This window comes from Clostridium peptidivorans (assembly GCF_900205925.1).
GTDB lineage: Bacteria > Bacillota > Clostridia > Clostridiales > Clostridiaceae > Clostridium_AK > Clostridium_AK peptidivorans.
Genome location: NZ_OAOD01000025.1, coordinates 1 through 24,491 on the forward strand (window position 1 = coordinate 1; position 24,491 = coordinate 24,491).

Annotated in this window: 27 protein-coding genes and 2 pseudogenes; 22 read left to right on the forward strand and 7 right to left on the reverse strand. The window is 34.4% G+C overall.

Features of this window, described 5'->3' with window-relative positions:
• The 6 genes and pseudogenes from CRN98_RS15115 to CRN98_RS15140 form a co-directional block, all read left to right on the forward strand.
• The coding region (locus CRN98_RS15115) for a sensor histidine kinase (protein ID WP_099458741.1) at positions 1 to 792 on the forward strand (792 nt) is incomplete at its 5' end.
• Positions 793 to 874: 82 nt separating this feature from the next.
• Positions 875 to 1,557 (forward strand): annotated as a pseudogene (locus CRN98_RS15120) (ABC transporter ATP-binding protein).
• The gene (locus tag CRN98_RS15125; protein WP_097028264.1) at positions 1,554 to 4,142 is read left to right on the forward strand and encodes an ABC transporter permease; all 2,589 of its coding nucleotides are present in this window, start codon (positions 1,554 to 1,556) and stop codon (positions 4,140 to 4,142) included. Before CRN98_RS15120 ends, CRN98_RS15125 begins: the two are co-directional and overlap by 4 nt.
• A 182-nt stretch (positions 4,143 to 4,324) precedes the next feature.
• A complete protein-coding gene (locus CRN98_RS15130) occupies positions 4,325 to 5,782 on the forward strand; it encodes an aminoacyl-histidine dipeptidase (protein ID WP_097028265.1) in 1,458 nt (485 codons plus the stop codon).
• A 140-nt stretch (positions 5,783 to 5,922) separates the two neighbouring features.
• Positions 5,923 to 7,842, forward strand: coding sequence for an OPT family oligopeptide transporter (locus tag CRN98_RS15135; protein ID WP_097028266.1), 1,920 nt, complete (start codon positions 5,923 to 5,925; stop codon positions 7,840 to 7,842).
• Positions 7,832 to 8,182 (forward strand): PqqD family peptide modification chaperone, encoded by a 351-nt coding sequence (locus CRN98_RS15140; protein WP_179632187.1) that lies wholly within the window; start codon positions 7,832 to 7,834, stop codon positions 8,180 to 8,182. The genes CRN98_RS15135 and CRN98_RS15140 overlap by 11 nt, the downstream gene beginning before the upstream one ends.
• A gap of 45 nt (positions 8,183 to 8,227) precedes the next feature.
• Here the strand turns inward: CRN98_RS15140 and CRN98_RS15145 are convergent, their stop codons facing one another.
• On the reverse strand, positions 8,228 to 8,899 hold the full coding sequence (locus tag CRN98_RS15145; RefSeq protein WP_097028267.1) for a cysteine hydrolase family protein: 672 nt from the start codon (positions 8,897 to 8,899) through the stop codon (positions 8,228 to 8,230).
• Between the two features lie 136 nt (positions 8,900 to 9,035).
• Between CRN98_RS15145 and CRN98_RS15150 the strand changes: the two genes are divergently transcribed.
• From CRN98_RS15150 to CRN98_RS15205, 14 genes are all read left to right on the forward strand, one after another.
• Entirely contained in the window at positions 9,036 to 11,366 is a 2,331-nt protein-coding gene (locus CRN98_RS15150) for a xanthine dehydrogenase family protein molybdopterin-binding subunit (protein WP_097028268.1), read from the forward strand.
• On the forward strand, positions 11,366 to 12,205 hold the full coding sequence (locus tag CRN98_RS15155; protein WP_097028269.1) for an FAD binding domain-containing protein: 840 nt from the start codon (positions 11,366 to 11,368) through the stop codon (positions 12,203 to 12,205). Before CRN98_RS15150 ends, CRN98_RS15155 begins: the two co-directional genes overlap by 1 nt.
• A complete protein-coding gene (locus tag CRN98_RS15160; RefSeq protein WP_097028270.1) occupies positions 12,202 to 12,675 on the forward strand; it encodes a (2Fe-2S)-binding protein in 474 nt (157 codons plus the stop codon). Before CRN98_RS15155 ends, CRN98_RS15160 begins: the two co-directional genes overlap by 4 nt.
• Positions 12,676 to 12,908: 233 nt before the next feature.
• Positions 12,909 to 13,217 carry a hypothetical protein gene (locus CRN98_RS15165; RefSeq protein ID WP_097028271.1) on the forward strand — a complete coding sequence of 103 codons (309 nt, stop codon included), beginning with the start codon at positions 12,909 to 12,911 and terminating at the stop codon, positions 13,215 to 13,217.
• Between the two features lie 426 nt (positions 13,218 to 13,643).
• Complete coding sequence (locus CRN98_RS15170; protein WP_097028272.1) at positions 13,644 to 14,075, forward strand: nucleotidyltransferase domain-containing protein; 432 nt, start codon at positions 13,644 to 13,646, stop codon at positions 14,073 to 14,075.
• The gene (locus tag CRN98_RS17985; RefSeq protein WP_242961001.1) at positions 14,059 to 14,208 is read left to right on the forward strand and encodes a hypothetical protein; all 150 of its coding nucleotides are present in this window, start codon (positions 14,059 to 14,061) and stop codon (positions 14,206 to 14,208) included. The genes CRN98_RS15170 and CRN98_RS17985 overlap by 17 nt, the downstream gene beginning before the upstream one ends.
• A 24-nt stretch (positions 14,209 to 14,232) precedes the next feature.
• Positions 14,233 to 14,520, forward strand: coding sequence for a hypothetical protein (locus tag CRN98_RS17990; RefSeq protein ID WP_242961002.1), 288 nt, complete (start codon positions 14,233 to 14,235; stop codon positions 14,518 to 14,520).
• Positions 14,521 to 14,801: 281 nt separating this feature from the next.
• Positions 14,802 to 14,963 (forward strand): PF20097 family protein, encoded by a 162-nt coding sequence (locus CRN98_RS17795; protein ID WP_179632189.1) that lies wholly within the window; start codon positions 14,802 to 14,804, stop codon positions 14,961 to 14,963.
• Between the two features lie 142 nt (positions 14,964 to 15,105).
• Positions 15,106 to 15,537, forward strand: a complete 432-nt coding sequence (locus tag CRN98_RS15180) for a nucleotidyltransferase family protein (RefSeq protein ID WP_097028273.1) — start codon at positions 15,106 to 15,108, stop codon at positions 15,535 to 15,537.
• On the forward strand, positions 15,534 to 15,959 hold the full coding sequence (locus tag CRN98_RS15185) for a hypothetical protein (RefSeq protein ID WP_097028274.1): 426 nt from the start codon (positions 15,534 to 15,536) through the stop codon (positions 15,957 to 15,959). The genes CRN98_RS15180 and CRN98_RS15185 overlap by 4 nt, the downstream gene beginning before the upstream one ends.
• Positions 15,960 to 16,112: 153 nt before the next feature.
• Entirely contained in the window at positions 16,113 to 16,517 is a 405-nt protein-coding gene (locus tag CRN98_RS15190) for a transporter (RefSeq protein ID WP_097028275.1), read from the forward strand.
• Between the two features lie 772 nt (positions 16,518 to 17,289).
• Entirely contained in the window at positions 17,290 to 17,547 is a 258-nt protein-coding gene (locus CRN98_RS15195) for a cytidine/deoxycytidylate deaminase family protein (RefSeq protein WP_242961003.1), read from the forward strand.
• Between the two features lie 201 nt (positions 17,548 to 17,748).
• Positions 17,749 to 18,006 (forward strand): hypothetical protein, encoded by a 258-nt coding sequence (locus CRN98_RS15200; RefSeq protein WP_097028276.1) that lies wholly within the window; start codon positions 17,749 to 17,751, stop codon positions 18,004 to 18,006.
• 311 nt (positions 18,007 to 18,317) lie between these two features.
• Entirely contained in the window at positions 18,318 to 18,704 is a 387-nt protein-coding gene (locus CRN98_RS15205; RefSeq protein ID WP_097028277.1) for a secondary thiamine-phosphate synthase enzyme YjbQ, read from the forward strand.
• A gap of 13 nt (positions 18,705 to 18,717) precedes the next feature.
• Here the strand turns inward: CRN98_RS15205 and CRN98_RS15210 are convergent.
• Positions 18,718 to 18,924: pseudogene (locus CRN98_RS15210) on the reverse strand (DUF2922 domain-containing protein); the annotation flags it as partial.
• 126 nt (positions 18,925 to 19,050) lie between these two features.
• Between CRN98_RS15210 and CRN98_RS15215 the strand changes: the two are divergent.
• Together CRN98_RS15215 and CRN98_RS17995 are read left to right on the forward strand one after the other, a co-directional pair.
• The gene (locus CRN98_RS15215) at positions 19,051 to 19,818 is read left to right on the forward strand and encodes a HipA domain-containing protein (protein ID WP_179632191.1); all 768 of its coding nucleotides are present in this window, start codon (positions 19,051 to 19,053) and stop codon (positions 19,816 to 19,818) included.
• Positions 19,815 to 20,303: a hypothetical protein gene (locus tag CRN98_RS17995; RefSeq protein ID WP_242961005.1), complete on the forward strand. Its 489-nt coding sequence runs from the start codon at positions 19,815 to 19,817 to the stop codon at positions 20,301 to 20,303. Before CRN98_RS15215 ends, CRN98_RS17995 begins: the two co-directional genes overlap by 4 nt.
• Positions 20,304 to 20,355: 52 nt before the next feature.
• On the opposite strand, the gene CRN98_RS17800 is transcribed toward CRN98_RS17995, so the two are convergent.
• The 5 genes from CRN98_RS17800 to CRN98_RS15240 all read right to left on the reverse strand — a co-directional run bounded on the left by CRN98_RS17800 (position 20,356) and on the right by CRN98_RS15240 (position 24,382).
• Complete coding sequence (locus CRN98_RS17800) at positions 20,356 to 20,520, reverse strand: hypothetical protein (RefSeq protein WP_179632193.1); 165 nt, start codon at positions 20,518 to 20,520, stop codon at positions 20,356 to 20,358.
• Positions 20,521 to 20,661: 141 nt separating this feature from the next.
• A complete protein-coding gene (locus tag CRN98_RS15225; protein WP_097028280.1) occupies positions 20,662 to 21,768 on the reverse strand; it encodes an ABC transporter permease in 1,107 nt (368 codons plus the stop codon).
• A gap of 12 nt (positions 21,769 to 21,780) precedes the next feature.
• On the reverse strand, positions 21,781 to 22,557 hold the full coding sequence (locus CRN98_RS15230) for an ABC transporter ATP-binding protein (RefSeq protein WP_097028281.1): 777 nt from the start codon (positions 22,555 to 22,557) through the stop codon (positions 21,781 to 21,783).
• 12 nt (positions 22,558 to 22,569) lie between these two features.
• On the reverse strand, positions 22,570 to 23,688 hold the full coding sequence (locus CRN98_RS15235; RefSeq protein WP_242961008.1) for an HlyD family secretion protein: 1,119 nt from the start codon (positions 23,686 to 23,688) through the stop codon (positions 22,570 to 22,572).
• Positions 23,669 to 24,382 carry a TetR/AcrR family transcriptional regulator gene (locus CRN98_RS15240; RefSeq protein ID WP_097028282.1) on the reverse strand — a complete coding sequence of 238 codons (714 nt, stop codon included), beginning with the start codon at positions 24,380 to 24,382 and terminating at the stop codon, positions 23,669 to 23,671. The genes CRN98_RS15235 and CRN98_RS15240 overlap by 20 nt, the downstream gene beginning before the upstream one ends.
• Between the last annotated feature and the right edge of the window lie 109 nt (positions 24,383 to 24,491).

Sequence of the window (24,491 nt, forward strand, 5' to 3'; positions counted from 1 at the left end):
CTTGTGCTTCATAACGCTGACCATCTGTATATTGGTGAATCGGACGAGGGCGAACTTTCCATTCTGCAAAGCGAGATAACAAAAATGACGCTGCGTATTCGGGAGCAAAACGACGCACTGAAAAAAGAAAAAGAACATCTTGCCGATTCGCTGGCTGACATAGCCCACCAACTCCGCACCCCTCTCACATCCGTGAACCTTATTCTGTCATTGTTAGAGAATAACTCTGACGAAAATGAACGGAAAGCATTGATACGGGAAACAAAGGAATTGTTTGTACAGATGGATTGGCTGCTTACTTCCCTGTTGAAATTATCCCGCCTGGACGCGGGCATTGTGGTGCTTAAAAGCGAGCAGATAGATGTAAGCAACTTGATATGCGCCGCGCTTCGCCCGTTCCTAATCTCAATGGAACTGCACGATATTATTTTGCAAACAGACGTGCCGAAAGGGATGATGATTCAGGGCGATTCAGGTTGGCTTTCGGAAGCAATTCAAAACATCCTCAAAAATTGCATGGAAAGCGCAGGCGAGAACGGGAAGATTGAGATTGTTTGCGTGGACAACTCATTGTTTACCGAGATTGCCATCCACGACAGCGGCGCGGGCTTTGAAAAAGAGGATTTACCATGCCTGTTTGACAGGTTCTATCGTGGGAAAAACGCAGGTGCTACAGGATACGGGATTGGATTGGCTCTCTGCAGGATGATTATAACACGGCAGGGAGGGACGATTACCGCTAAAAATCACCCTCAGGGCGGCGCGATATTTGCCATTCGTTTCCCAAAGTGACTAATCTCTCACCTGAAAGTCACAGAGATGTAAGTTGAAGGTTCTATTATATAGGTAAAACATGAGAAAGGAGACTCACATAATGGAGTTTTTAAAAATTGAAAATTTATGCAAGGTCTACGGTAAGGGAGAAAATCAGGTTACCGCGCTTGACCATGTTTCGCTTACAATCGAAAAAGGGGAGTTTACCGCAATCATCGGTTCCTCCGGCTCCGGCAAATCTACATTGCTTCACATCATTGGCGGCGTGGACGTGCCGACAAGCGGAAAGGTGTATTTGGACGGGCAGGATGTATATGCCCAAAGCAATGAAAAACTCGCTATCTTCCGCAGGCGACAGGTCGGACTGATTTACCAGTTTCACAACCTCATTCCCACGCTGAATGTGGTGGAAAACATCACCTTGCCTATCCTGATGGACAAGAGGAAGGTCAACAAGGAGAGGCTTGATGACTTGCTGGAACTGCTTGGGCTGCAAGACCGAAAAACACATTTACCCAATCAGCTTTCGGGCGGCCAGCAACAGCGCGTTTCCATAGGACGCGCTTTGATGAACGCTCCGGCGGTCATGCTTGCCGACGAACCCACGGGCAGTTTGGACAGCCGAAATGGACATGAAATCATCAAGCTGCTGAAAGCAAGCAATAAACAATATGGTCAGACCCTTATCATTGTCACGCATGATGAAAATATCGCCCGCAAGCAGACCGCATTATCGGCATATCAGACGGCAAAGTAGTGCGAGATGAGAGGGTGAGACCATGAACATTTTCAACAAAGTTACCCTGCAAGGCATGAAAAAGAGTCGCACACGAACGATTGTAACGGTAATCGGAGTTGTTCTGTCCGCTGCCATGATCACGGCCGTAGTCACCTTTGGCGTTTCCCTGCTGAACTATTTGGCAAACGGCGCGGCACAGAAATACGGCGGTTGGCACGTCGAGTTTTTGGATGTTGATTCCTCTTTCGCACAGGAACGAACTCTCGACAATGGAGTTGCAAACACCACAACATTTGAAAATATCGGCTACGCAAAACTTGACGGAGGGAAAAACCCCAACAAGCCGTATCTTTTTATAGCCGGATTTAGCGAGGAAGCCTTTGATACCTTGCCCATAACCCTGATTTCAGGTAGATTGCCGAAAAACAGTGGGGAGATTCTTGTTTCGATGAGCGTCGAAGCAAACGGCGGCGTTAAATTCCCGGTGGGTGACACGCTTTCACTTGCTGTCGGAAGCCGCATGGAGGGCAACAAAAATCTCGGTCAACACGACCCTTACATTTCCGGGAAAGAAACTCTTATGCCAAAATCCAAGAGAACCTACAGGGTTGTCGGTATCTGCCAAAGACCCGGCTTTGAGGAATATTCCGCGCCGGGATATACCTTGATAACGAAAGCAGATGCACAAGACAAAGCGGACAGCTTAAGCCTATTTGTCACGCTTAAAAACCCGCGTGGTGTTCACGATTATGCAAGTAGCACAGCGGTCAGCCATAGCTATGTCTTTAACGATAATGTGTTGCGCTTCATGGGTCTTTCGGAAGATAATGTGTTTAACATGTTTCTGTACTCGGTTGGCGGCATTTTGGTTGCCTTGATAATGATAGGCTCGATTTTTCTGATTTATAATGCGTTCAACATGTCGCTGAACGAACGCACACACCAGTTCGGGATTCTCTCGTCGGTGGGAGCCACAGCGGGGCAGCTGCGAAATTCGGTGCTGTTTGAGGGACTTTGCATTGGTGCAGTCGGCATACCTATTGGCGTTATTGTCGGCATAGGCAGTATCAGGCTTGTGATTTCCGTTGTCGCCAAGAATTTCGGGAACGTTATGTACAGCAACGTACCTTTAACCTTGACGGTGTCCATCCCCGTGATTGTCGTTGCGGCGGCGGTTAGCATGGTTACAATTCTGATTTCGGCCTATATCCCGGCTCGAAAGGCCGCAAGCACTCCCGTGATGGAGAGTATTCGCCAGACCAACGAGGTTAAAATCGATTCCAAAGCTGTGAAAACGTCAAAACTAGCGCAGCGCATTTACGGTTTGGAGGGAACCCTTGCGCTAAAGAATTTTAAAAGAAACAAGAAACGCTATCGCAGCATTGTGCTATCACTTGTTTTAAGCGTAGTGCTGTTTATATCGACCAGTGCTTTTGTAACGGATTTGAAACAGGCGTCGGAGCGGGTAGTAGTGTTTACTACCTATGACATCGGTTTGGACACGCAGGACATGGACGATAGCAAAATGTTGCAGCTTTACGACAAACTAAAAACCGCCGATGGTGTTTACGAAAGCTCGTATCAAGCGCTTATGAAGTATTCATGCGCTGTCAAAGCAAGCGATCTTTCAGACTATTGCTGGAAATACCTGGGTTCACATACGCTGGACGAAACGGTTAATCTGCCAATGGACATCCAGTTTCTTGATGACAGCGCCTATCTGAATATTATCAAAGGCTTGGGCTTGCCCGCAGAGGAATATACCGGGCAAAATGCGAAAATGATCGCCGTTGCCAAAATGCCAAGCCACATGAAAGCCAATCGGCAGCATGAGGTTGACGAGTTTATTGATATGTTCAAGAGTTCTTCCATGAATTTTACCATCGCTCCCGAAACAAATGGCAAGCCGAAGATGGAACAGGGGCAAAACGTAAGCATTAAGTTTGTCAATACCGTGCCGCCTGATACACTCCCAATCCTAGAAAACTCCGAGTCGAATAATCCGTTCGTTTTTAATGTGATGGTCCCCTATTCGCTCAAAGAAAAGTTTGAAACCCCCGATGCCCATGTGGCTATTAAGGGCTTGACCTTTCGGTCAAAGAATCCCACACAGTCGGCGGCTAAAATGGAAGCGATGATTAAGGGGGCGGGAATTACATCCAAGTATACCCTGTACAATATGCATAAAATGCTTGATGATAGCCGCAATTATATATTCATTATTAACGTGTTCGCTTATACTTTTATCATTATGATTTCGCTGATTGCGGTTGCTAATGTGTTCAACACCATTTCCACGAATATCAAGCTGCGCAGGCGGGAGCTTGCCATGCTCCGCTCTGTGGGGATGTCTGACCGCGATTTCCAAAAGATGATGAATTTCGAGTGTGCCTTTTATGGCATGAGGGCGTTGCTCTTCGGGCTTCCCATAGCGGCAATCTCTTCTTGGCTGATTTACAAAGGGATGGTCGCTGGCGGATCGGACAATATCGATTTTGTGTTCCCGTGGAGCAGTATGGCAATCAGCGTGTTTAGCGTATTCCTTGTGGTGTTCATTACAATGCTGCATGCCATTAAAAAAATAAAAAGAGAAAATATTATTGACGCGCTTCGGGATGATATGACTTAATTCAAAACCGATATTAACTTAATAGAAAATCAAAAAATATCTTATATAGAAATATAAAAAATATGTAAAATTACGCATGTTGATTTTTATTTTAGTTTGTGGTAAATATACCTATAGGGATATTTATAATATTTTGAAATACCCCCATAAAAAGTATAATGTGAGAAAGGGTGGTAATGACAATGATAGAAGTACTTAAAGATGTGCAACCAGTTGAAGTATTTAAATACTTTGAAAAGCTATCACAGATTCCAAGAGGGTCTGGAAATGAAAAAGAGATTAGCGACTATTTAGTATCCTTTGCTAAGGAGCATAATCTAGAATATGTTCAGGATTCCGCATTAAATGTTGTTATAAAAAAGAAAGCAGCACCTGGATATGAAAACAGTCCTGCTATTGTTTTGCAAGGTCATATGGATATGGTGTGTGAAAAAAATATAGGTATAGAGCATGATTTTACTAAGGATCCGCTAAAGTTAAGAATAATTGATGACATGATATATGCAACTAGCACAACTTTGGGAGCAGATAATGGAATTGCGGTTGCAATGGGACTAGCAATTTTGGCTTCTAATGAATATCAACATCCGGCAATAGAATTGCTTGTTACCACTTCAGAAGAAACAGGAATGGATGGAGCAATGGCATTAGACCCTAAAAATATAGAAGGAAGAACACTTATTAACATAGACTCCGAAGAAGAAGGTACGCTATTAGTGAGCTGTGCTGGTGGAGTTACAGTTAAAACAACAATTCCTGCAGCATGGGAAGCAATAGATGCAAACCTTGTTCCATATATAATTAGAATAAGAGGCTTAAAAGGTGGACATTCTGGAATGGAAATAGATAAAGAAAGAGGCAACTCTAATAAATTAATGGGTCGTATACTTATGTCTATTTTATCTGAAATAGATTTTAGACTCAGTTCATTAAACGGTGGATCTAAGCACAATGCTATTCCACGTGAAACAGATGTTGTTATCTTAGTAAGAGCTGAGGATAAAGCTTTAGTTGAACAAAAAATATCTGAGTGTGAAGAATTGTTTAAAACTGAATTGAGAACACCAGATCCTGACGTAAGAGTAGAATTTGAAGTTTTATCTACCTTGCCTCCAGAAATGCTTTCAAAAGAATCAACTAATAATGTAGTTAACTACTTATACTTAGTTATAAATGGGGTAACTTCGATGAGCATGGATATTAAGGGCTTAGTAGAAAGCTCCTTGAATCTTGGAGTGATTTTTACTCATAAAGATTCGGTAGAATTCATAACCTCAATCAGAAGTTCCGTTAGAAGCTTAAAAAGCGAGTTATTTAATAGACTAGTTGTAACGGCTAAACTGAATGGCGGAAGTGTTGCTTCAGAATCTGGTTACCCTGAATGGGCATATAATCCTGATTCAAAAATAAGAACAATTTTTGAAGATGTATATGAAAAAATGTACGGAAAGAAACCTCATATAACTGCAATTCATGCTGGGCTTGAGTGCGGACTGTTTGCAGAAAAATTTGGTCAAATAGATGCTATTTCTTTTGGACCAAATCTATATGATGTTCACACTCCAAATGAACATATGAGTATTTCTTCAGTTCAAAGGACGTGGGAATACTTATTGGAAGTATTGAAGAATGTAAAATAATTAAATGTTTGGACCAAAGATTTTGTTCTTTGGTCCTTATAATTTATAAAAAATTTATATTATGAAATATTTTAAGAATAATATATCCTAATGGAGAATATATCATTATATGTATATAAAATACATTGGGGGGATATATCGTGGATAAAAAGTTATCTAAATATGCATATGGTGGTGTAGCTGGTAAAGACTACGTACCTTACGTTTCTAGTGGTTCTAAATCTGGTGGAAACGGTGTCATATTGATAATTGGTATCATTTTGGCTGCTTTGTTCGCAGCATCTACTGCCTATTCAGGTATGAAATCAGGTCTTACAGTTGCGGCTGGTATACCTGGTTCTATACTAGGCTCCGCTCTTATAGCTGCATTTTCTAAACAAAAAGGTATTCTTGGTAAAAACCTAATTCAAGGTATGGCAAGTGGTGCAGAATCTGTTGCTAGTGGTATAATATTTGTTTTACCAGCAATTCTATTAATAGGTTCTAAAGTTACTTTCTTAGAAGGTTTTATTGTTGGTGTAGGTGGAGTTTTATTCGGTATAGGAACAGCTTCCCTTGTTCACAATTATTTAATGGTTGAAGAACACGGTAAATTAATGTACCCTGAGTCAATGGCTATAGCTGAAACACTTGTTGCTTCAGAAGGTGCTGGAGAATCAATGAAGTACATGGGAATCGGCTTTGGAATAGGCGGTATTATAACTGTTGTAACTAGTTCATTTTTAAATGTAGCTAACAACGTTATAAGCTATGTAAACGAAACCTTCTACAAGTGGAAATTTGAAGTTGAAGTCAATCCCCTATTATTAGGTATAGGATATATAGTTGGTTTAGAGGTTTCTTTAACTATGTTTGCTGGTTCTATATTATCTAACTTCTGTATTATGCCTTTAATAGGTTACTTCGCTGCTCTTGCACAAGACGGTGCATCTGTATGGAATAATCCTAATGTTGCTATAAACGCTATGCAGGTTAAACATATAGCTGGTAGTTATGTAAAATATATCGGTGCTGGAATGATGCTTTCTGGTGGTTTAATAGGTGCTATAAAGCTTATACCTACAATAGTATCTTCCATAAAAGAAACTATTAATGCTAAGTCTTCAAATAGTGGTGAGGGGTCATCTGCTGGAAACATAATATTACTTGGTGGTATAGTAATAGGTTTCATAGGCGGTTTCTTGATATCTGGTGGCAATATATTAATGGCAATAGCTGCTTCTATTTTATCATTATTCTTATCATTACTATTTGTTATAGTTTCTGGTCGTTTAACTGGTACTATAGGAACTTCGAACCTTCCTGTATCTGGTATGACTATAGCTTCTATAGTTGTTGTAACATTATTATTCGTTGCAATGGGATGGAAAAATCCTGAAAGCAACAGATCATTACTTTTATTTGGTACATTTATAGTTACTGCTATAGCTATGGCTGGTGGTTATTCTCAATCACAAAAAGTTACTTTCATAATAGGTGGCGACAAAAATGAGATGGAAAAATACTTTGCTATAGCTGGTATAGTTGGTGTTATAGTAGTTGTTGCTACTATATTATTACTTTCAAGCCAGCTTGCAATGACTGGTGATAACGTTCCATTTGCACTACCTCAAGCTAACTTAATGTCAACATTAACTGCTGGTATAATGTCAGGTAAATTACCTTGGGTTATGATAATTGCTGGTGCTGTTATGGGAGTTGTTTTATTCTTATTAAAGCTTCCTGTAATGACAGTTGCTATAGGATTTTATTTACCAATAGCTACAACTTCTATAATACTAATAGGTGCATTAGTTCGTCTATTTGTAGAAAGAACTTGTAAATCTGAAAAAGAAAAAGAAGTTAAAGTTTCTAATGGTATAAGTTTATCATCTGGACTTGTTGCTGGTGGTTCTATAATAGGACTTGTAGGTATAGTACTTCAAGTAACAGGCGTTATAAAAGGAGCTGGACCAAGTGGATTCACTGCTTCTAATGGAATGGCATTTTTAATATTAGTAGGTCTGGTAATAGCTACTATAATACCTATAATGAACAGTAAGGTGAAAAATGCTGAATAATAACGAAGAGGTTTTAAGCATAATATTTCAAATCTCTGATAGTTTAGAGTATGAAGTAGATAAGGACAATATTGTGACTATACTTGAAAAACAAGATCACAAGGTCCAAAACTTCTTTAGAAAACTTAAATTTAGAATTCCAGAATATAAAAGAATTTCTCTGGATGAATATGGAAGTTGCGCATTTTTACAAATAGATGGCAAGAAAACTGTAAAAGATATTGGAGAAAATCTAGAAGCGAAGTATGGTGATAAAGCTCACCCACTTTATGAAAGATTATTGTTGTTCTTAAACTATATCGACGTTAATTGTCACTATATAGAAAAAACAAATTTTTAATAAAAAAGATGGCACTGCATTGTAGTTGCCATCTTTTTATTATCCTTATAGTGGTAAAAAGCTAATTAAATCAACTTTCGTTAGAACTGCCCGGTTTCTAGTTCCAGGACTATTAAGCATATGCCATGCAGTGTATTGTTCGGCATAAAGATTATTGGCAGACATGCAGTCAACGGGAACAATAACATTATAACCGCGGAAAGCAGAACTGGTAGCTGTGTGAAGGACTGCACCATTGGCGGCATAACCAGTAACTATAACAGTTTTAATACCTTTCTCTTGTAATACTTCTTCTAAATTGGTTTTATAAAACTTATCTACGTTTGATTTTACAATAGGATCACCTGGCATAGGAGCTATCTCTTTAAAAATATCTCCAGGATTTCCCGCATGTGTAAGGCTATACACAACTAGCATGGAATTTTTGCGGGCTTTCATCAATAAATTATGAATATTAGGGATAGAAGCTATGCAGCGAGGGCTTTTGCATATAGAGGTCTCCATATCTAATATTAATAGTGCACTGGTTCTTGGATCAACTGCTACTGATTTCAGTTCAGGTGCAGGAGGGGCGGAGACAGTATTCCATTTATCGATGATTGTTTGATCTATTACTTCAGCCCTTATGTTCCTAGGAGGCCAATATCCACTATAATTGAGCTTGCTATCCCTGGAGTATCTAACCCATTCACCATAAATAGGACAAAAATATATCACATTAATCCTCCTAATATACTTTTATATTATTGTATATTATGTAATAAATAAGGAAAAGTGACAAGGTTACATTCATAATAATTAATTATGATAAATATATTATAAAAGAAAATGATATTATTCTAGGGAGTAGTCCATGTATGATCTAAATGTAATAGGTAAAAGTGTACCAAGAAAAGAGTCTTTAGACAAAGTAACAGGTGCAGCGGAGTATACAGATGATTATGAAGCACCTGGACTTTTGCATGCAAGAATGGTAACGAGTCCCTATGCCCATGCAAGAATAAAGGCCATTGAATATGAGAATTCACTAAGCGTTTCCGGAGTTAGGGCCGTGTTAACAGGGAAATACTTTCCACAGCTTGTTGGATCCACAATTGTTGATAGACCTCCCATTGCTATAGATAAAGTAAGATACAATGGTGAACCTGTAGCGGTGGTGGTAGCTGACAGTGAGGCTCAGGCTGAAAAAGCTGCTCAGATGATAAAAGTAGAATATGAGCCTTTACCGGTAGTGAATTCTCCAAGTGAAGCATTAAAAAAAGATTCACCGCTAGTTCATGAAAAACTTGGTGAGTATGAGATTATTGATGAAGTTTTTCCAGAACCTAACACAAATATTGCTAACAGAACTAAGATTAGAAAAGGTGACATGAAAAAAGGATGGTATGAAAGTGAGGTAACTGTGGAGGCAAGCTTTTCATTTCCCCCTTCTGACCATGCTGCTATGGAAACAAGGTCCGTAAGAGTAAGAATATTACCAGATGGAAGGGTTATTATATACTCCTCTTCTCAGGCTCCATTTACCATAAAAAAACTTATAAGTCATTTCTTTAATATCGACCCTGGCAAGGTTATTGTTCATGTACCTTTGGTAGGCGGGGCCTATGGAGGTAAAACAGCTGTGCAGCTAGAGTTTATTGCTTATTTGTGTTCAAAAGCTGTTGGAGGAAGACAGGTTAAACTTACTAATAAAAGAGAAGAAGATTTAATTACATCTCCGGTTCATATAGGTCTTGACGCCAAAGTAAAATTTGGATGTACAAAAGCTGGGAGGCTTACAGCTGCAGAGATAACCTATTTATTTGATGGTGGCGCATACTCTGATAGAGCTGTAATTATAAGTAAAGCAGCAGGGGTAGACTGTACAGGGCCTTACAATATTGAAAATGTATGGTGTGACTCACTGTGCATGTATACTAATCATCCTTATGCCGCAGCCTTCAGAGGATTTGGTCATGCTGAACTTACATTTGGGGTAGAAAGAACAATGGACATTTTAGCGGATAAGCTAGGAATGGACCCTTTAGAATTAAGGTTAAGAAATGTAATTTTACCGGGAGATACTAGTGCTACCCAGACCTTGCTTAATAGAAGCAACTTAGGGGATTTACCAAAGTGCATACAAAAGCTAACTAAGCTAATACATTGGGGAGAAGTAGATGAAGCTGAAACTAAGGACGGTAAGGTTAGGGCTAAAGGTGTAAGCTGCTTCTGGAAGAATTCAAATACATCTTTGAATGCAGGGGGAGGAGCGGTTCTTACATTTAATTCAGATGGAAGTATTAATCTTACTTGTGCTGCAGTTGAAATAGGGCAGGGAACTAAAACAGCTTTAGCACAAATATTAGCAGAGAAAATGAAAATGAATGTAGATCAAGTTTATGTAGCAATGGAAGTTAATACTGAGACGGATCCTGAGCACTGGAAAACAGCTGCAAGCAGGACTACTTTGCTAATTGGAAGATCAGTTTTAAGGGCAGCAGAGGATGCAATTAATCAACTATGTAACATTGCTGCTGTTATTTTAGGACGTTCACCAGCTGAACTGGAGGTTGGTAGCGGAAGAGTATATTTAAGAGGCAATCCTCAAATAGGAATAGAAATTAGTAAAATTGCATTTGGCTATACCTTGCCTAATGGGAATACAGTTGGAGCACAGGTTATTGGAAGAGGAAGTTATGCTTTTGAGGATCTAACAAAATTAAATCCTAAAACTGGCAAAGGCAATCCAGGTCCTGAATGGACTGTTGGAGCAGCAGCTGTAGAGGTAGAGTTTGATAAAAAAGAATATACCTACAAAATTATAAAGGCTGCTTGTGTTGTAGATGCAGGTAAAGTTATTAATGCTGGAGTGGCAAGGGGGCAGATGTCCGGTGGCATGAACTTGGGGCTCAGCTTTGCCAGTCGAGAAGCATTTTTGTTTACGGATAAAGGTATTATTCAAAATAAGCAGCTAAGAACATATGATATTATGAGGCTAGGAGAAAACCCAGAATATCTTGTGGATTTTGTGGAAACTCCACATTTAGATGGACCATATGGTGCAAGAGGGATTGGAGAATATGGTGTAATTGGAATGCCTGCAGCACTTGCAAATAGTTTATCCTGTGCAGCAGAGGTGCCTCTTAATCAGCTGCCGTTGATACCTGAATTAATTTGGAAAGTAAAAGAGGAGGGGCATTAATGATTGCATTTAATTTTGAATACTATAAACCTGATTCATTGGGTGAGGCAGTAAAGCTGTATAGAAAGCTTAGCGAAAGTGGAAAGGAACCTTTATATTATTCTGGTGGTACAGAAATAATTACTATGGCAAGAAGAAATGATCTGGTTACAAAGGCAGTAATAGATATTAAAGGAATTCCTGAGTGTAATGTATTTGAAATAAAAGGCGACAAGCTGATAATAGGAGCTGCAGTTACACTCAATCATATTGATGAGAGTAAATTAATTTCATTTATAAGCAACACAGCAGACTTTCCTGCGGATCATACATCACGTAATAAGATAACAGTTGGTGGAAATATTTGCGGTAAAATTATATATAAGGAGTCAGTTTTAGGCCATTTAATTGGAGACAGCAGTGCATGCATATACGGAGAAAAAGGTAAAAGGATTGTTCCAATAATGCAGGCTTTTAATCAAACGCTTCAACTGGAAAAGGGGGAGTTTCTTTTTCAATTGGCAGCAGAAATGAGTTACTCTACTTTACCTTATATAAGTGTGAAAAAAACTAAACAAGGGAAGATGGAGTATCCTTTAATTAGTATGGCTGCAATTAAAAAGAATAATAATATTCAAATGGCATTTAGTGGAGTCTGCTCATTTCCATTCAGATCTAGGGAAATGGAAAAGTATATAAATAATAGAGCTATTACGAAAGAACAGAGAATAGAACAGGCTATAAGCCATTTGCCAGCTCCTATATTTGGAAATATTCAAGGCTCTTCTGAATATAAGAAGTTTGTATTAAGAAATTTACTGGAGCATACTTTGGAAACACTGGATGGTGAGGGAATATGATATCATATATTGAAGAGGCAAAAATAGAGCTAGACATAAATGGAGAAAAGAGAAGCTTGATTTTAAGGCCAGCAGACACACTGCTTAGAGTACTTAGAGAAAATTTAGGATTAACTGGAGCAAAAATTGGTTGTGAAAATGGAGATTGTGGTACGTGCACTGTGCTTTTAGATGGAATACCAATTAAATCATGTATTATATTGGCGGTTGAGGCCGTTGGACATAAAATAATTACTATTGAGGGTTTGAAGGAAGACCCCATTCAAAAAGCTTTTATAGAGAAAATGGGCTTTCAATGTGGGTATTGTACTCCTGGTTTCATAATGAACTGCTATGGACTTATAAAAAACAACCCTTATGCAGATGATGAAACTATTGAGGAATGGCTAGAATCTAACATTTGTAGATGTACTGGATATGAAGAGATAAGAGAAGCTGTGAAATCAGTATTAGCTTTAAACAAGAAATAAGGAAGGCACAATATATGAAATATTTATGCATCAGGGCAAGCCACCTGGTGTTTTTTTGTCGTAGTTTTCTTTTTAGGTATAAAATTGTAAATTTAATATAACTATTGTAAATTTAATATAACTATTGTAAAAAAACAATGCAATTATTGTAAAAAAATAAAGAAATTATGCCAATTATGTAGTATAATATAGAACGGAATATTATTAGATAATTTATAGGAGGAAGACAAAAGATGAAACTAAGAATGAAACATGACAGCGGAGTAATTAAGGAGGTTAAATATGGATTTTCCTGGACTACATTTTTCTTTGGATTTATAGTACCACTTGTTAGAGGAGATATTAAGTGGGCATTAATTATGGTTGCAATTAGTATTGCAGTTGGTGTTCCAACTATGGGAATTGGTGCATTTATTTCTGGTATTATTTTTTCATTTGTATATAATAAAATCTACATAAAAGAACTTCTTGTAAAAGGATATAAACCAGAAAATGAAGATGATAAAGATGTACTAGTACAAAATAATGTAATTTCAATGTAGAGATTTTTACTAAACTAAAGAATAAGCTAAAATATAGATTCCATAAAGAGTTACAAAAATATAATACATAAATAAGATTTAAAAAGTATTAGTCTAGGCTGATACTTTTTATTTTTTAGTTGTATCATTACAATATTGTGGAACATCAGCAGTATACGTATAATGAATACATACATATAATTCTTAAAGAGGGAGAAAAGTTATGGGCATTAAAGAAGTTATACAAGTAGCTGAAGAACTGGGATTCAATTTAGAAAGAGGGGAAAAGGAAGGCGTATGGTGGCTATTTAGATAGTCATTTTTTATGGATGCATCCCCAATTATTAAATATTTGCTCATTTAAGAATTAAAAATAGTGATATAATAGTTGTAAAGAAAATATTAGTTTTAAGAAATTATAAAAATCATAGATAAGAAGGTGAATAGATGGATAGGGAAGTTCTTATTAATAGAGTGAAAGAAATACAAGGAATCGTAGGGGTATCACAGTTTGGAAGTTATGGTACAGAGTACTGGATTCAAGATAGAAGTGATATAGATTTAGCAGTGGTTACATCGCCTAATAGCACTTATATGGATACATTGAATATAGAAGACAAACTTATCCCAATTTTTCAGGATTTTTATGAATATAAGGACATTCATCTAACCTTCATTTTGTTTAATGATTTTCATTGCAAATATGCAAGGATGGCTGTGGATAGTGATAATATCTTTATTATAGATGAGGATAGATGGTTTGATTTTCAACATTATGTATTGAAGTTTGCAAGAAACAATATAGAGTTTGAAAAAAGGTTAAAAATAGATGAACAGTATACCTATTTTGGAGGGATTATAGATGAGTCCATATTATAAGTATAAAAAGGAAAAGTTTTTAGAGAAATATAAGTGTGTTAATGAAACTCTAGAAGATTTAAAAAGTGCTTTGTATAAATATAGGAAAGATAATGATAAGATAACTAGAAGAGCAATTTTTGCTTATTTCTAGGACTTCTGCGAATATATTATAGATATGTGTGAAAGTTATTTGGTAATCAATAATGCAAAAATTGATAGCAGTACAGCTTCATTACAACTTATAGAAAAGGCTCATGATATGGGTTTCTTTGATCAAACATTAAAGGAGTTTTTATATAACTCTGTAAAGTTGCGTAATAGATTTACTCATGATTATTATAAGAGGGAGTTAAGTGAAAAACAAATAGAAGAATTTTGTTACTCAAATATTATATATTTAGAAATATTTTTAGAAAGTAGTAAAGAAAGCGTTATATTAACTTTTAAAAATACTAAAGCATAAAGGTATTTTTGTTGAAATTTTTATTAGTAGAGCATAAGGTAAAAAGTACCATAGTTTAAGTTAAAATAGCATCCTAAACATTTAGGATGCTATTTGTGTTTAGGTATGATTACAAATTTAAATACATTTTAGGGATAATTATTTATATAATGGCAGTAAGCTTTAAAAAATTTTATATGTAGATATATATTTTATTTATAGAGTACCAGAAGGTTATTTGAAAGTGCCATCCACATGGCAAGTGGCAAGATTTATTTTAGTTGTGAAAGGGTGATGATTATATGAAATGTCCATATTGTGGAGCAGAAATGAAACGGGGCTTTATAAGTCAAGATAGATATTCTCTTAAATGGATTCCAGAAGAAAAATATAAAGGAGGACTGTTTCAATGGTTTTCAAAAGGAATAAAACTTACGTTTTATGTTATAAGCATACAGTTCTGATGTTATTTTCTTAAATATGGTATATAATATAATTATTGATAAAGATAAAATTCTATTTTGCAAAGGTGATAGGCTATAATTTTTACAATAAGTATTTCTGTGCTATTGAAGGTACATTATTCAAAAGTAGGTGAATTAATAAGTGGATAAAGCATATGATAAAGTAGAGATAATAGAAAAGTTAAAGTCAGAAGAGGTATTTAACTTCATAAAAAAATATAATATCACAACCATGCTTATGTTTGGAAGTATTGTTAGTGATGACTTAGATAATGAGTTCAATGAGGAATCAGATGTGGACATAGCTCTTTTAGCTAGTAAATCAATGGAACTAGATAATATTTTAGAAATAGAGCTATTTTTCCAAAATCTTTTAAATAGAGAAATAGATGTTTTAGACCTTAGAAGTGAAAGCTTAGATATTTTTGTAAAGATAAGCATTTTAAATACTGGAAAAATTATTTATACGGAAGATGATGGAATGTCTTTAGAGATTTTGTACAACGAAACTGACAGAATATATAAAGAAAACGAGAACTTTATGTATTTTAGAAAGGTAGATGTATTATCATGAATCAAGAAAGATTAAGAAAAATTATAGAAGATATGCAAGAGTGCATTGCAGACATAGATGAGTGTTTAGACGTGCTCAAGAATAAAAAAGATGATAACCTAATTATTAAGTTAGCAAAATCAAGCTTAAGGCAGTTATTCGTCAGTTTTCATACTATATTAGAAGATTTTTTTTCAATACTTCTTAAAGATATGAAAAAATATAAGATAGGAATATCAATACATGAAAGTCTAAATATCCTAAAAAAAGATGGAATAATAAACGAAGATATATATCTATTTCTTGAAAAATCAAGACTTATTAGAAATAGAATATCTCATAGGTACAAGGAACCTAAACATGAAGAACTACTTGAACATATTTTAAAATATAGGAATAACTTTGAGGATATAGTTAGAATAGCCAAGTTATATATAGAATAAGGAATTATTTATAAAATTCACAGCCACCAATTGTAACTAACTAGTTGGTGGTCATTATTTTGCCTTTTTATTATTATATTACAATGTTGTGAAGCACTAAGACTATAACTTATAATAAACATACACTTTTAAATTTTATTGGGGGGAACAAATTTGAATAAAAGATATTTGATTGAGCAGTGTAATAGATTAAAAGCTATAGATAAAGATGAAAATTTATTACATAATCACCAGAATGACCAGTGGTGGCTAGATCATAATGAAGGACACGGATTTGTTTTGGATATGTTAGTAGAGTATATTAATGATAAAGAGTTTCTAAAAAAGAAAGAATTAATCAAGTTACTTAATAGAGAAATAAGAAAAGCAAGTTCAATAATTAAAGAGCTTGACATTAAATATAGCTATTTTAAAAATGATGAAGATATGACTCCTGAAGATAGTTATACATATTCCTACAGTGATGGAATTTGTTGCGAGATTATGCTGTTAAAAGATATTATAAAAAGAAAAAGATATATTAGTAAAAATGCATATATTCCTAATAAGTGGGTTTAAAGGACATTATTAGCAATTATAATATTAATTAAGTTACATTTGTAATTAATTACAACATTTTTAATGCTCTGGATTATATAGAATTTTCATCTAGGAAGGCGTTCATTTCGTCAAGAGCGGCTAATATTTATAAGTTTAAAATCCCTAAGCCGCCTAAACTCGCTGTCGCTCAGACAGTAGGAGGCTCTTAACGGTATTTTAAATTTATAAATAAAGCCGTTCTAAGGCTCATTCAATGTCTTCTACGATGAAAATTCTATGCTCTAGAGCATAGAATTTTCATCGTAATCTTCATACTTTGTAACGCAAGAGTAATTTAATGCGAACTAATAATTATTTTATAGAAAGGAGCAACGATTTGGATATAGATAGTTTAATTGTAATCTTTTCTGGCATATTGTTTCTAATCTACTCACTTTCATGTAAAAATAAGGTGAATTATTACAATAGATATTATGAGAATTTTACATTTATCATAGTAGACAAAGAAAAGTTTTTAAAGCTTCAACTCTACATTTCAATCTTTAATTCAGCCTGTATGATTGCTTTTGGGATTATTTTAACGATATACGATTTGCCGTATATTTACTTAACATCATATCCAATATTATTTCACTTTATAAATTATATGATTCAACCAGTGGGTAGAAGTAAGGGATATATAACAAAGAAAAATTACTTGGAGTAAGAGTGAAATACAGTAAGTTTTTACTTCATAATCTTCTTATATGACGAATTAAAAATGATTACCAATAAAGGAGATTTATTAATTATGATTGATAATAATGATTTGAAATTAATTGAGGAAGCAAAAAAAGTTATCAATAAGAACTTTGATGAAGTTGATGAAAATCACACAGTAGGTGCAGCATTACGTTGCAAAAATGGTAACATCTATGTTGGAGTAAACGTATATGCGGTGCATGGTTCATGTGCTGAATATATAGCAATGGGCACAGCAATTACAGCAGGGGAACGTGAATTTGATACTATTGTTGCAGTAAGGTCTCCAAAAAAAATAATACCTTAATTTCTCCATGTGGAAATTGTAGGCAGCTACTTATGCAGTATGCTCCTGATATTAAAGTTTTAATACAAACTCAAGATGGGATACAGAAAGTGTGTATAAAAGAATTATTACCTTATTCACCATATTAAATAGGTTAAGATAATTCATGAGTATAACGTATAATGAATACATACATATAATTCTTAAAGAGGGAGAAAAGCTATGGGCATTAAGGAAGTTATAAAAAAGATATTCGGTACTGGTGAAAATACAGCTGAAGACATAACAGAAGTGAGTAACCTTGAAAATGTTAGAATTTATATAAAACAGCAGCTAAGAGAAAAGGGTTTAAAAAATAACCAGATAGAAATAGATTTTTCAAATGTTTGCACCAAGGAAGAAGTTGTAAAAGTAGCAGAAGAACTGGGATTTAATTTAGAAAGAGGGGAAAAGGAAGGCGTATGGTGGCTGTTTAGGTAGCTGCTTTTTATGGCCGTATCCGCAATTAACAATTTATTATAAATAGTTGATAAGATTAAGTCTATAACATACATATAACAGTTAGGTTATTTAATTTTATCCGATTGCTACCATTGCTAACACCACCATCGCACTCTGTGAAAGCGACTATCACTAAATCATAGATTTGGGATATCTGCTTTTCTTCAAAGTGGGGATAAGCACTGATACGCGCCTGGATAAGTTCTTCTAAGCTTCAGATGGAGAAAAGGTATTCCTTATAAGCAAACTCCACCTGAACCTAAGAATCACTTGATAGAAAGGGTGAAATCATGGAACATTTATTAAAAACTACAAAATCAGAGCAGTTCATAGATATAACATCAATTGTACAGGAAGAAGTAAATAAAAGTAATGTAAAGGATGGAATAGCTGTAGTTTTCATTCCTCATACCACTGCTGGGGTAACAATAAATGAAAATGCAGATCCAGATGTTGTACATGATATTTTAGCGGGTTTAAACAAGGCCTTTCCTGAAGAAAATGGATATCTTCATATGGAAGGAAATTCTCATGCACATATAAAGGCTTCATTAATGGGTTCATCATGCAGCGTAATAATTGAAAATGGAAGGTTGAAGCTTGGCACTTGGCAGGGCATATATTTTTGTGAATTTGATGGACCAAGAAGCAGAAAGTTTTATGTAAAAGTAATTTAGAAAGAAGAGAGTTTTAAATAAAGCTCTCTTCTTTAATTATTTCAGTTTTTTCTCTGTCTACTATATAAGCACCACTTTTACTAGCTAAGTCGCCGTCTTTTGCTTCAAAGACATTTTGAGCAATTATAGTGTCCATAAGGGCATTTGCTTCTGCAGCAGTTACTGCATCCTTTATATTATTTACTGTAATGCTGGTCTTCTTTCCTCCAACATTCACAAAGGATAAAACTAACTCTTAGCCATATGAAAAAAATAGTGAGCATACATCGTTAATGTTATTTCCTTTAATATGGTATATAATATAAATATTAATAAAGATAAAATTTTATTTTGCAAGGGTGATTTTATGATAATCGATAACTTAAGAGAGTTAAGTCTTACTAGTACGTCAAAAGGAATGTTATATAAATGCATAGGTAATATGAATGGGAAAAAAGTTTTTATTAAGACAGGAACTAAACTAAAAAATAAATTTTCTATACTAGAACCAGTTAGTGAAGTCATTGCTAGTGAGATAATTAGAAAGTTTAATATAGAATGTGCAGTTAACACTTTAAGTAAAATGAAATTACCTGGTTTTAATGAAGAAGTATTAGCAAATATATCAGAGGATTTTTTAAAAGAGAATGAATCATTAATGAGTATTAGAAGTATTTTAGGTAATACTAGCAGAGAAAATTTATATGATAAAGTTATATCCATAATTCCAAATTTCAAAATAGATATAGACAGAATGATAGTAATAGACTTTTTAATAAATAATATTGATAGACATTTAAGGAATTTTAGTGTTGTAAATAAGGATGGAGATATTATAAAGTTTGCTCCACTTTATGATCATGGACTATCCCTATATGCAGATATTCAAGATTTTGAATTAAGTCAAGATGATAAAGAAACTTGGGAAATGATAGATGAATGTAAGCCATTTTCTGAGTCACATTATAAGCAATTAGAGTTAATTGGTGATGTTAAGTTGCCTAAAGTATCATTAAAAGAATTATTTGATATAGTAGATAAATATAAGGAGTATTTATCAGAATTCAGAATTGAATGTATTAAGTATTTACTAGAAACTAGGTACTATTATTTAATAGAAAGGGGTATTTTATGATAGATAAGTATATATTAATGTGTAAAGATATCACAGTTGGAGATCTTATTTATGATACAAATACTAAAAAATTTAGTTTTATAAAATATGATGAGATTACAGATAGAAAGTATCTGCCATTAGGTATGTACAGTTATAAAAATTGGAATATAGATTATAAACCTTCTCATGAGGATATTATATTTTGGCTTGAGGATAGAGTTGTCCCAAAAGAGAGGGCTAACATAGATGAGATATTAAAAGTTATGGGATTAATTGATTATGATTTTTGGGAACTATGCAGAAGAACTAGGGCAATGTGTTTAGAAGATTACTTTTGGTTAAGTAAAGGTGAAAATTATGAAGATGTTCATTTAAGATATTTAGCAGAGAATAATCGAATAGAAGAAACCCCCATACCTTTTGAAGCAGTACCATATCCAAGTGAATTTAAAATTTTGGATAATAATAAAGTTGTTAAGAATATTACCGATGGAGAGATTTAAGTAAAATATAACCAAGTGAATTTTCACTTGGTTATATTTTGTATTAAGATATTTAATTACCAAATCTATTAAAATGAGCACTTTTAAAGCCCTCATTCTTTATAGACTTATGTTTTGCATTAGGATTATGGTTATGCCCTTCTTCAGTTATTGGTGTTTGATAATTACATTTTTCCATTCTTGCTTTTTTATTATCTGGTTGACTATCTTTTGCCATGACAATACCTCCTTAGCATAATATCTTTACAGAGTTAGTTTGTACATCGTCATATAAATTATCCACTTAAAATAGGGGCCAGACCCCTGGAAAAAAAAGGTATAAAAAGAAGCAATAGAGCAATCTACTGCTTCTTTATATTTAATCTAATGTTTTACTAAACTTTTTCATAGTAATAAGAACAATAAGAACAATTAAAAGCATTAAGGAACAAATTGGTTTTATTAAATAAGAAAAACTAACACCCTTTACTATTATCCCTCTAAGTATTTGGAGAAAGTATGTTATAGGTAAAATATTACCAAGGTAGTATACAACTTTTGGCATAGCCTCTCTTGGAAACATAAATCCTGAAAGAAGTACACTTGGCAAAAGCAATCCAATTGAGGCTTGCATGGCTTGCAATTGAGTTTTAGCTACAGTTGATATAAGCATTCCCATAGCTAAGGAACATATCAAAAATAGTGTACCTAATAAAATAAGTAAAAGCATACTTCCCTTTACCACAACTCCAAATATTAAATATCCTAAAGCAAGTGCTATTATCATATCAGCAAAGCCTATAATAGTATAAGGAATTAACTTTCCTAAAATTAATTCAAGGGCTGTAACGGGAGTCATAATAAGTTGTTCTATGGTTCCTTTTTCTTTTTCTCTTACCATGGTAAAGGAAGTTAGTATTACCGTTATGTTTTGCAAAATTAATCCTATAACTCCAGGTATATTATAATTGCTGCTTTCCATAGTTGGGTTGTATAAAGTAAAAGGTTTTACATTAACGCTGCTATGTGTGTTTATTTGTTTTAATTTAAGAGAATAGTTATTCCCAATTAATAAAGAGTAAGACAGTGCAGTTCTTGCTATGGTTGGATCTGAGCCATCTACTAGCACCTGAACTTCTGCAGGATTGTTTTTTGTAAGATTCTTTGCAAATTCAGGTGGAATTACAAGCCCAACCTTTGCTTCACCCATATCTATAGTTTTTTGTACTTCCTTTTGAGAATTTACCATATCATATAGGGTGAAATAATTGGAATTTGTAAACTTATTTATTAAATCTCTACTATCAGAAGTTTTATCTCCATCATAAACAACCAAGTTTACATTATTTACATCTGTGTTTACTGCAAAACCAAATAAAAACAGCATCATAATTGGCATAACTATAGCTATGGCTAAACTAGCTTTATCTCTTCTTATATGTATAAACTCTTTCTTTGTAATAGTAAATAATCTTTTCCACTTCATTGAATTTTCCCCCTAATCTTTTGACAGCTTTAGCTCATCAAAAGATGATATAACATCTCTACTAGAAAGCTTTTTAACATAATCAATAAATATATCCTCTAAATTATTTGTCCCATGCTTTTTATATAAGTTAGCTGTAGTATCAATGGTAATAAGTTTACTATTGTATATAAAAGCTGTAATGTCGCATATAGAGGCTTCATCCATATAGTGGGTGGTTACTAGGACAGTTATACCATCTTTAACGAGCTTCGTTATTGTATGCCAAAACTCTCTTCTTGAAACAGGGTCAACTCCTGCAGTAGGCTCATCTAGAACTAGTAGGCTAGGACTATGTATCAGTGCACAGCCTAAAGCAAGCCTTTGCTTCCATCCACCGGATAGGGTACCTGCCAAACTTTTTTCCTTACCCTTTAGATTGGCCATTTCAATCAATTCTGCTTTTCTCTGCTCTAATCTTTCCTTAGGTAACATATAGATATTACCATAGAAATCAAGATTTTCTTCCACAGTTAAGTCTTCATATAAACTAAACTTTTGAGACATATATCCTATATTTTGTTTAATTTTCTCAGATTCTTTTATAATATCATAGCCAAGTACTTTCCCTTCACCAGAGGTAGGTCTTAGCACTCCACAAATCATTCTTATGGTGGTGGATTTTCCAGAACCATTTGGCCCTAAAAATCCAAATATTTTTCCCTTAGGTATATCAAAGGATAGGTCATCCACCGCTGTAAAGTTATTGAATTTTTTGGTCAGATGTCTTATTGAAATAGCATACTCCATAATAAACCCCCATTATTTTAAATTTACATCAAAGAGCATTCCAGGTTTAACTATATCTAGGTTATCCATTATTTTTATTTTCACGCCATATACAAGCTTTGCTCTATCTTTCTTAGTAACTATATTCATTGGGGTGAATTCTGCCTCTGGGGAAATATAGGTTATTTTACCCTTTATATTTTTATCCTTAAGGAAATCACTTTTCATAGTTACTTCTTTACCCAGCTTAATGCTAGGAAGTACCTTTTCTGGTACATATATTTTCACCCACATATTTTCAGTATCCAGTAATGTAACTATAGGGCTTCCTGGTGCCACATATTCGCCTTTTTTATAATTGATAGTTTCTATGGTTCCAGAAGCTAAAGATATTACATTGCTTTTATCTAGTGCAATTTTAGAAAGTTCATAACTATTTTTAGCTTTTTCTACTTCATAAGCAGCAGATGTTTTATCCCTATTGGTAGCTCCATTTATGAGTAAATTTAATTTTTCATTGGCAGCATCTAGTTGCGCTTTATAGTTACTTAGTTGAGCATTAGCAGAATTTATGGAACTATTAACACTATTTAGTGCACTTACGGCGTTGTCAAAAAGGTTCTTAGCTGTATCCATATTGTATTTTGACTCTATTCCATCTTTATATAGAGCTGTGGTGTCATCGCAAATCTTCTTTCTATAATCATAATTTTTCTTTGCAGCATCAAGGTTGTTCTTGGCTGATTGAACAGAGGCTTCTCCTTGTGTCACTAAGGCTTGGGCTTGTCTTACTACCGCTTCCTGAGCTTTTATTTCTTCTGCTCTGTTTCCTTCTTGTACTTTTCCTAATTGATTTTCAGCACTTTTTATACCAATTTCAGCACTCCGTAGGTTTAGTTCACTTTCACTTGGATCTATAATTGCAACCAAATTTCCTGGCTTAACCTTGTTTCCTTCGTTAAATTTTAGTTCTTTAATTTTTCCATTGATTTCTGCAGAGATGTTTATCTTATCTGCTTCTGCTGAACCATAGTATATGTATTCATCATCTTTATCCTTATTGTAAGTTTTTATTATAAAAAAGCTTGAAAGGCCTGCTAATACTAATAGGAAGGCTGCAATCTTGATACTTTTATTCTTTGCCAAAATCATCACTCCTTTTATTTTTAGATGATATGCCGTTAAGCAATATATCTACCATATTTTTTATATCTTCTTCTTTATCTTCTTTTTTAACGAAAAGCTCAGGAAACATACCCGTTAGAGTTACATAGCCCATAAGTACACTAATCATTGTCCTTGTTATAACACTTGAATCTATGTCATCTCTAATATTTCCTTTTTCTATGTTTCCTTCCACAAAGGCATTTATAAAGGGAATAACCTTAGGTGCAATATCCTTTTGAATAGTTTGTAATAACTCTGGATGATACATGGCTTCCACAAAAACAGTCTTGATAAGTGGAAAGTTTTTTTCTATAAGAGTTAGTCTATCTATAAATAAATCTTTTATTACCTCTTCTAAAGATTTATCTTTTTCATTCTTTATAATTGCTTCTGCAGATTTGATAACTAAGGGTCTAAAAAATCTAACAATCATAGGTAGTAGAAGTCCCATAAGTAAATCTTTTTTAGTTTTATAATACCTAAATATAGTTCCCTCTGCTACTTCTGCCTCTTTAGCAATTTCGCTGGTTCTGCTTTGACCAAAGCCTTTTTCTGAAAAAACCTTCACTGCAGCTTCTATTATCTGCCACTGTCTTTTTGTAATTTCTTCTTCAGAAAAGTCTCCTTCTAAAAATAAGCTTTCAATTAAACTTGTATTTTCATCTTTTGAAAAGTCCATGATATGCGTGCCTCCTCCTATAGATAAATTTATAAAAGTAAAGACTTTTTAATAATGAGTGTTTACTCATTATTAGATTACAATATTTATTTTCTTTTGTAAATGGGGA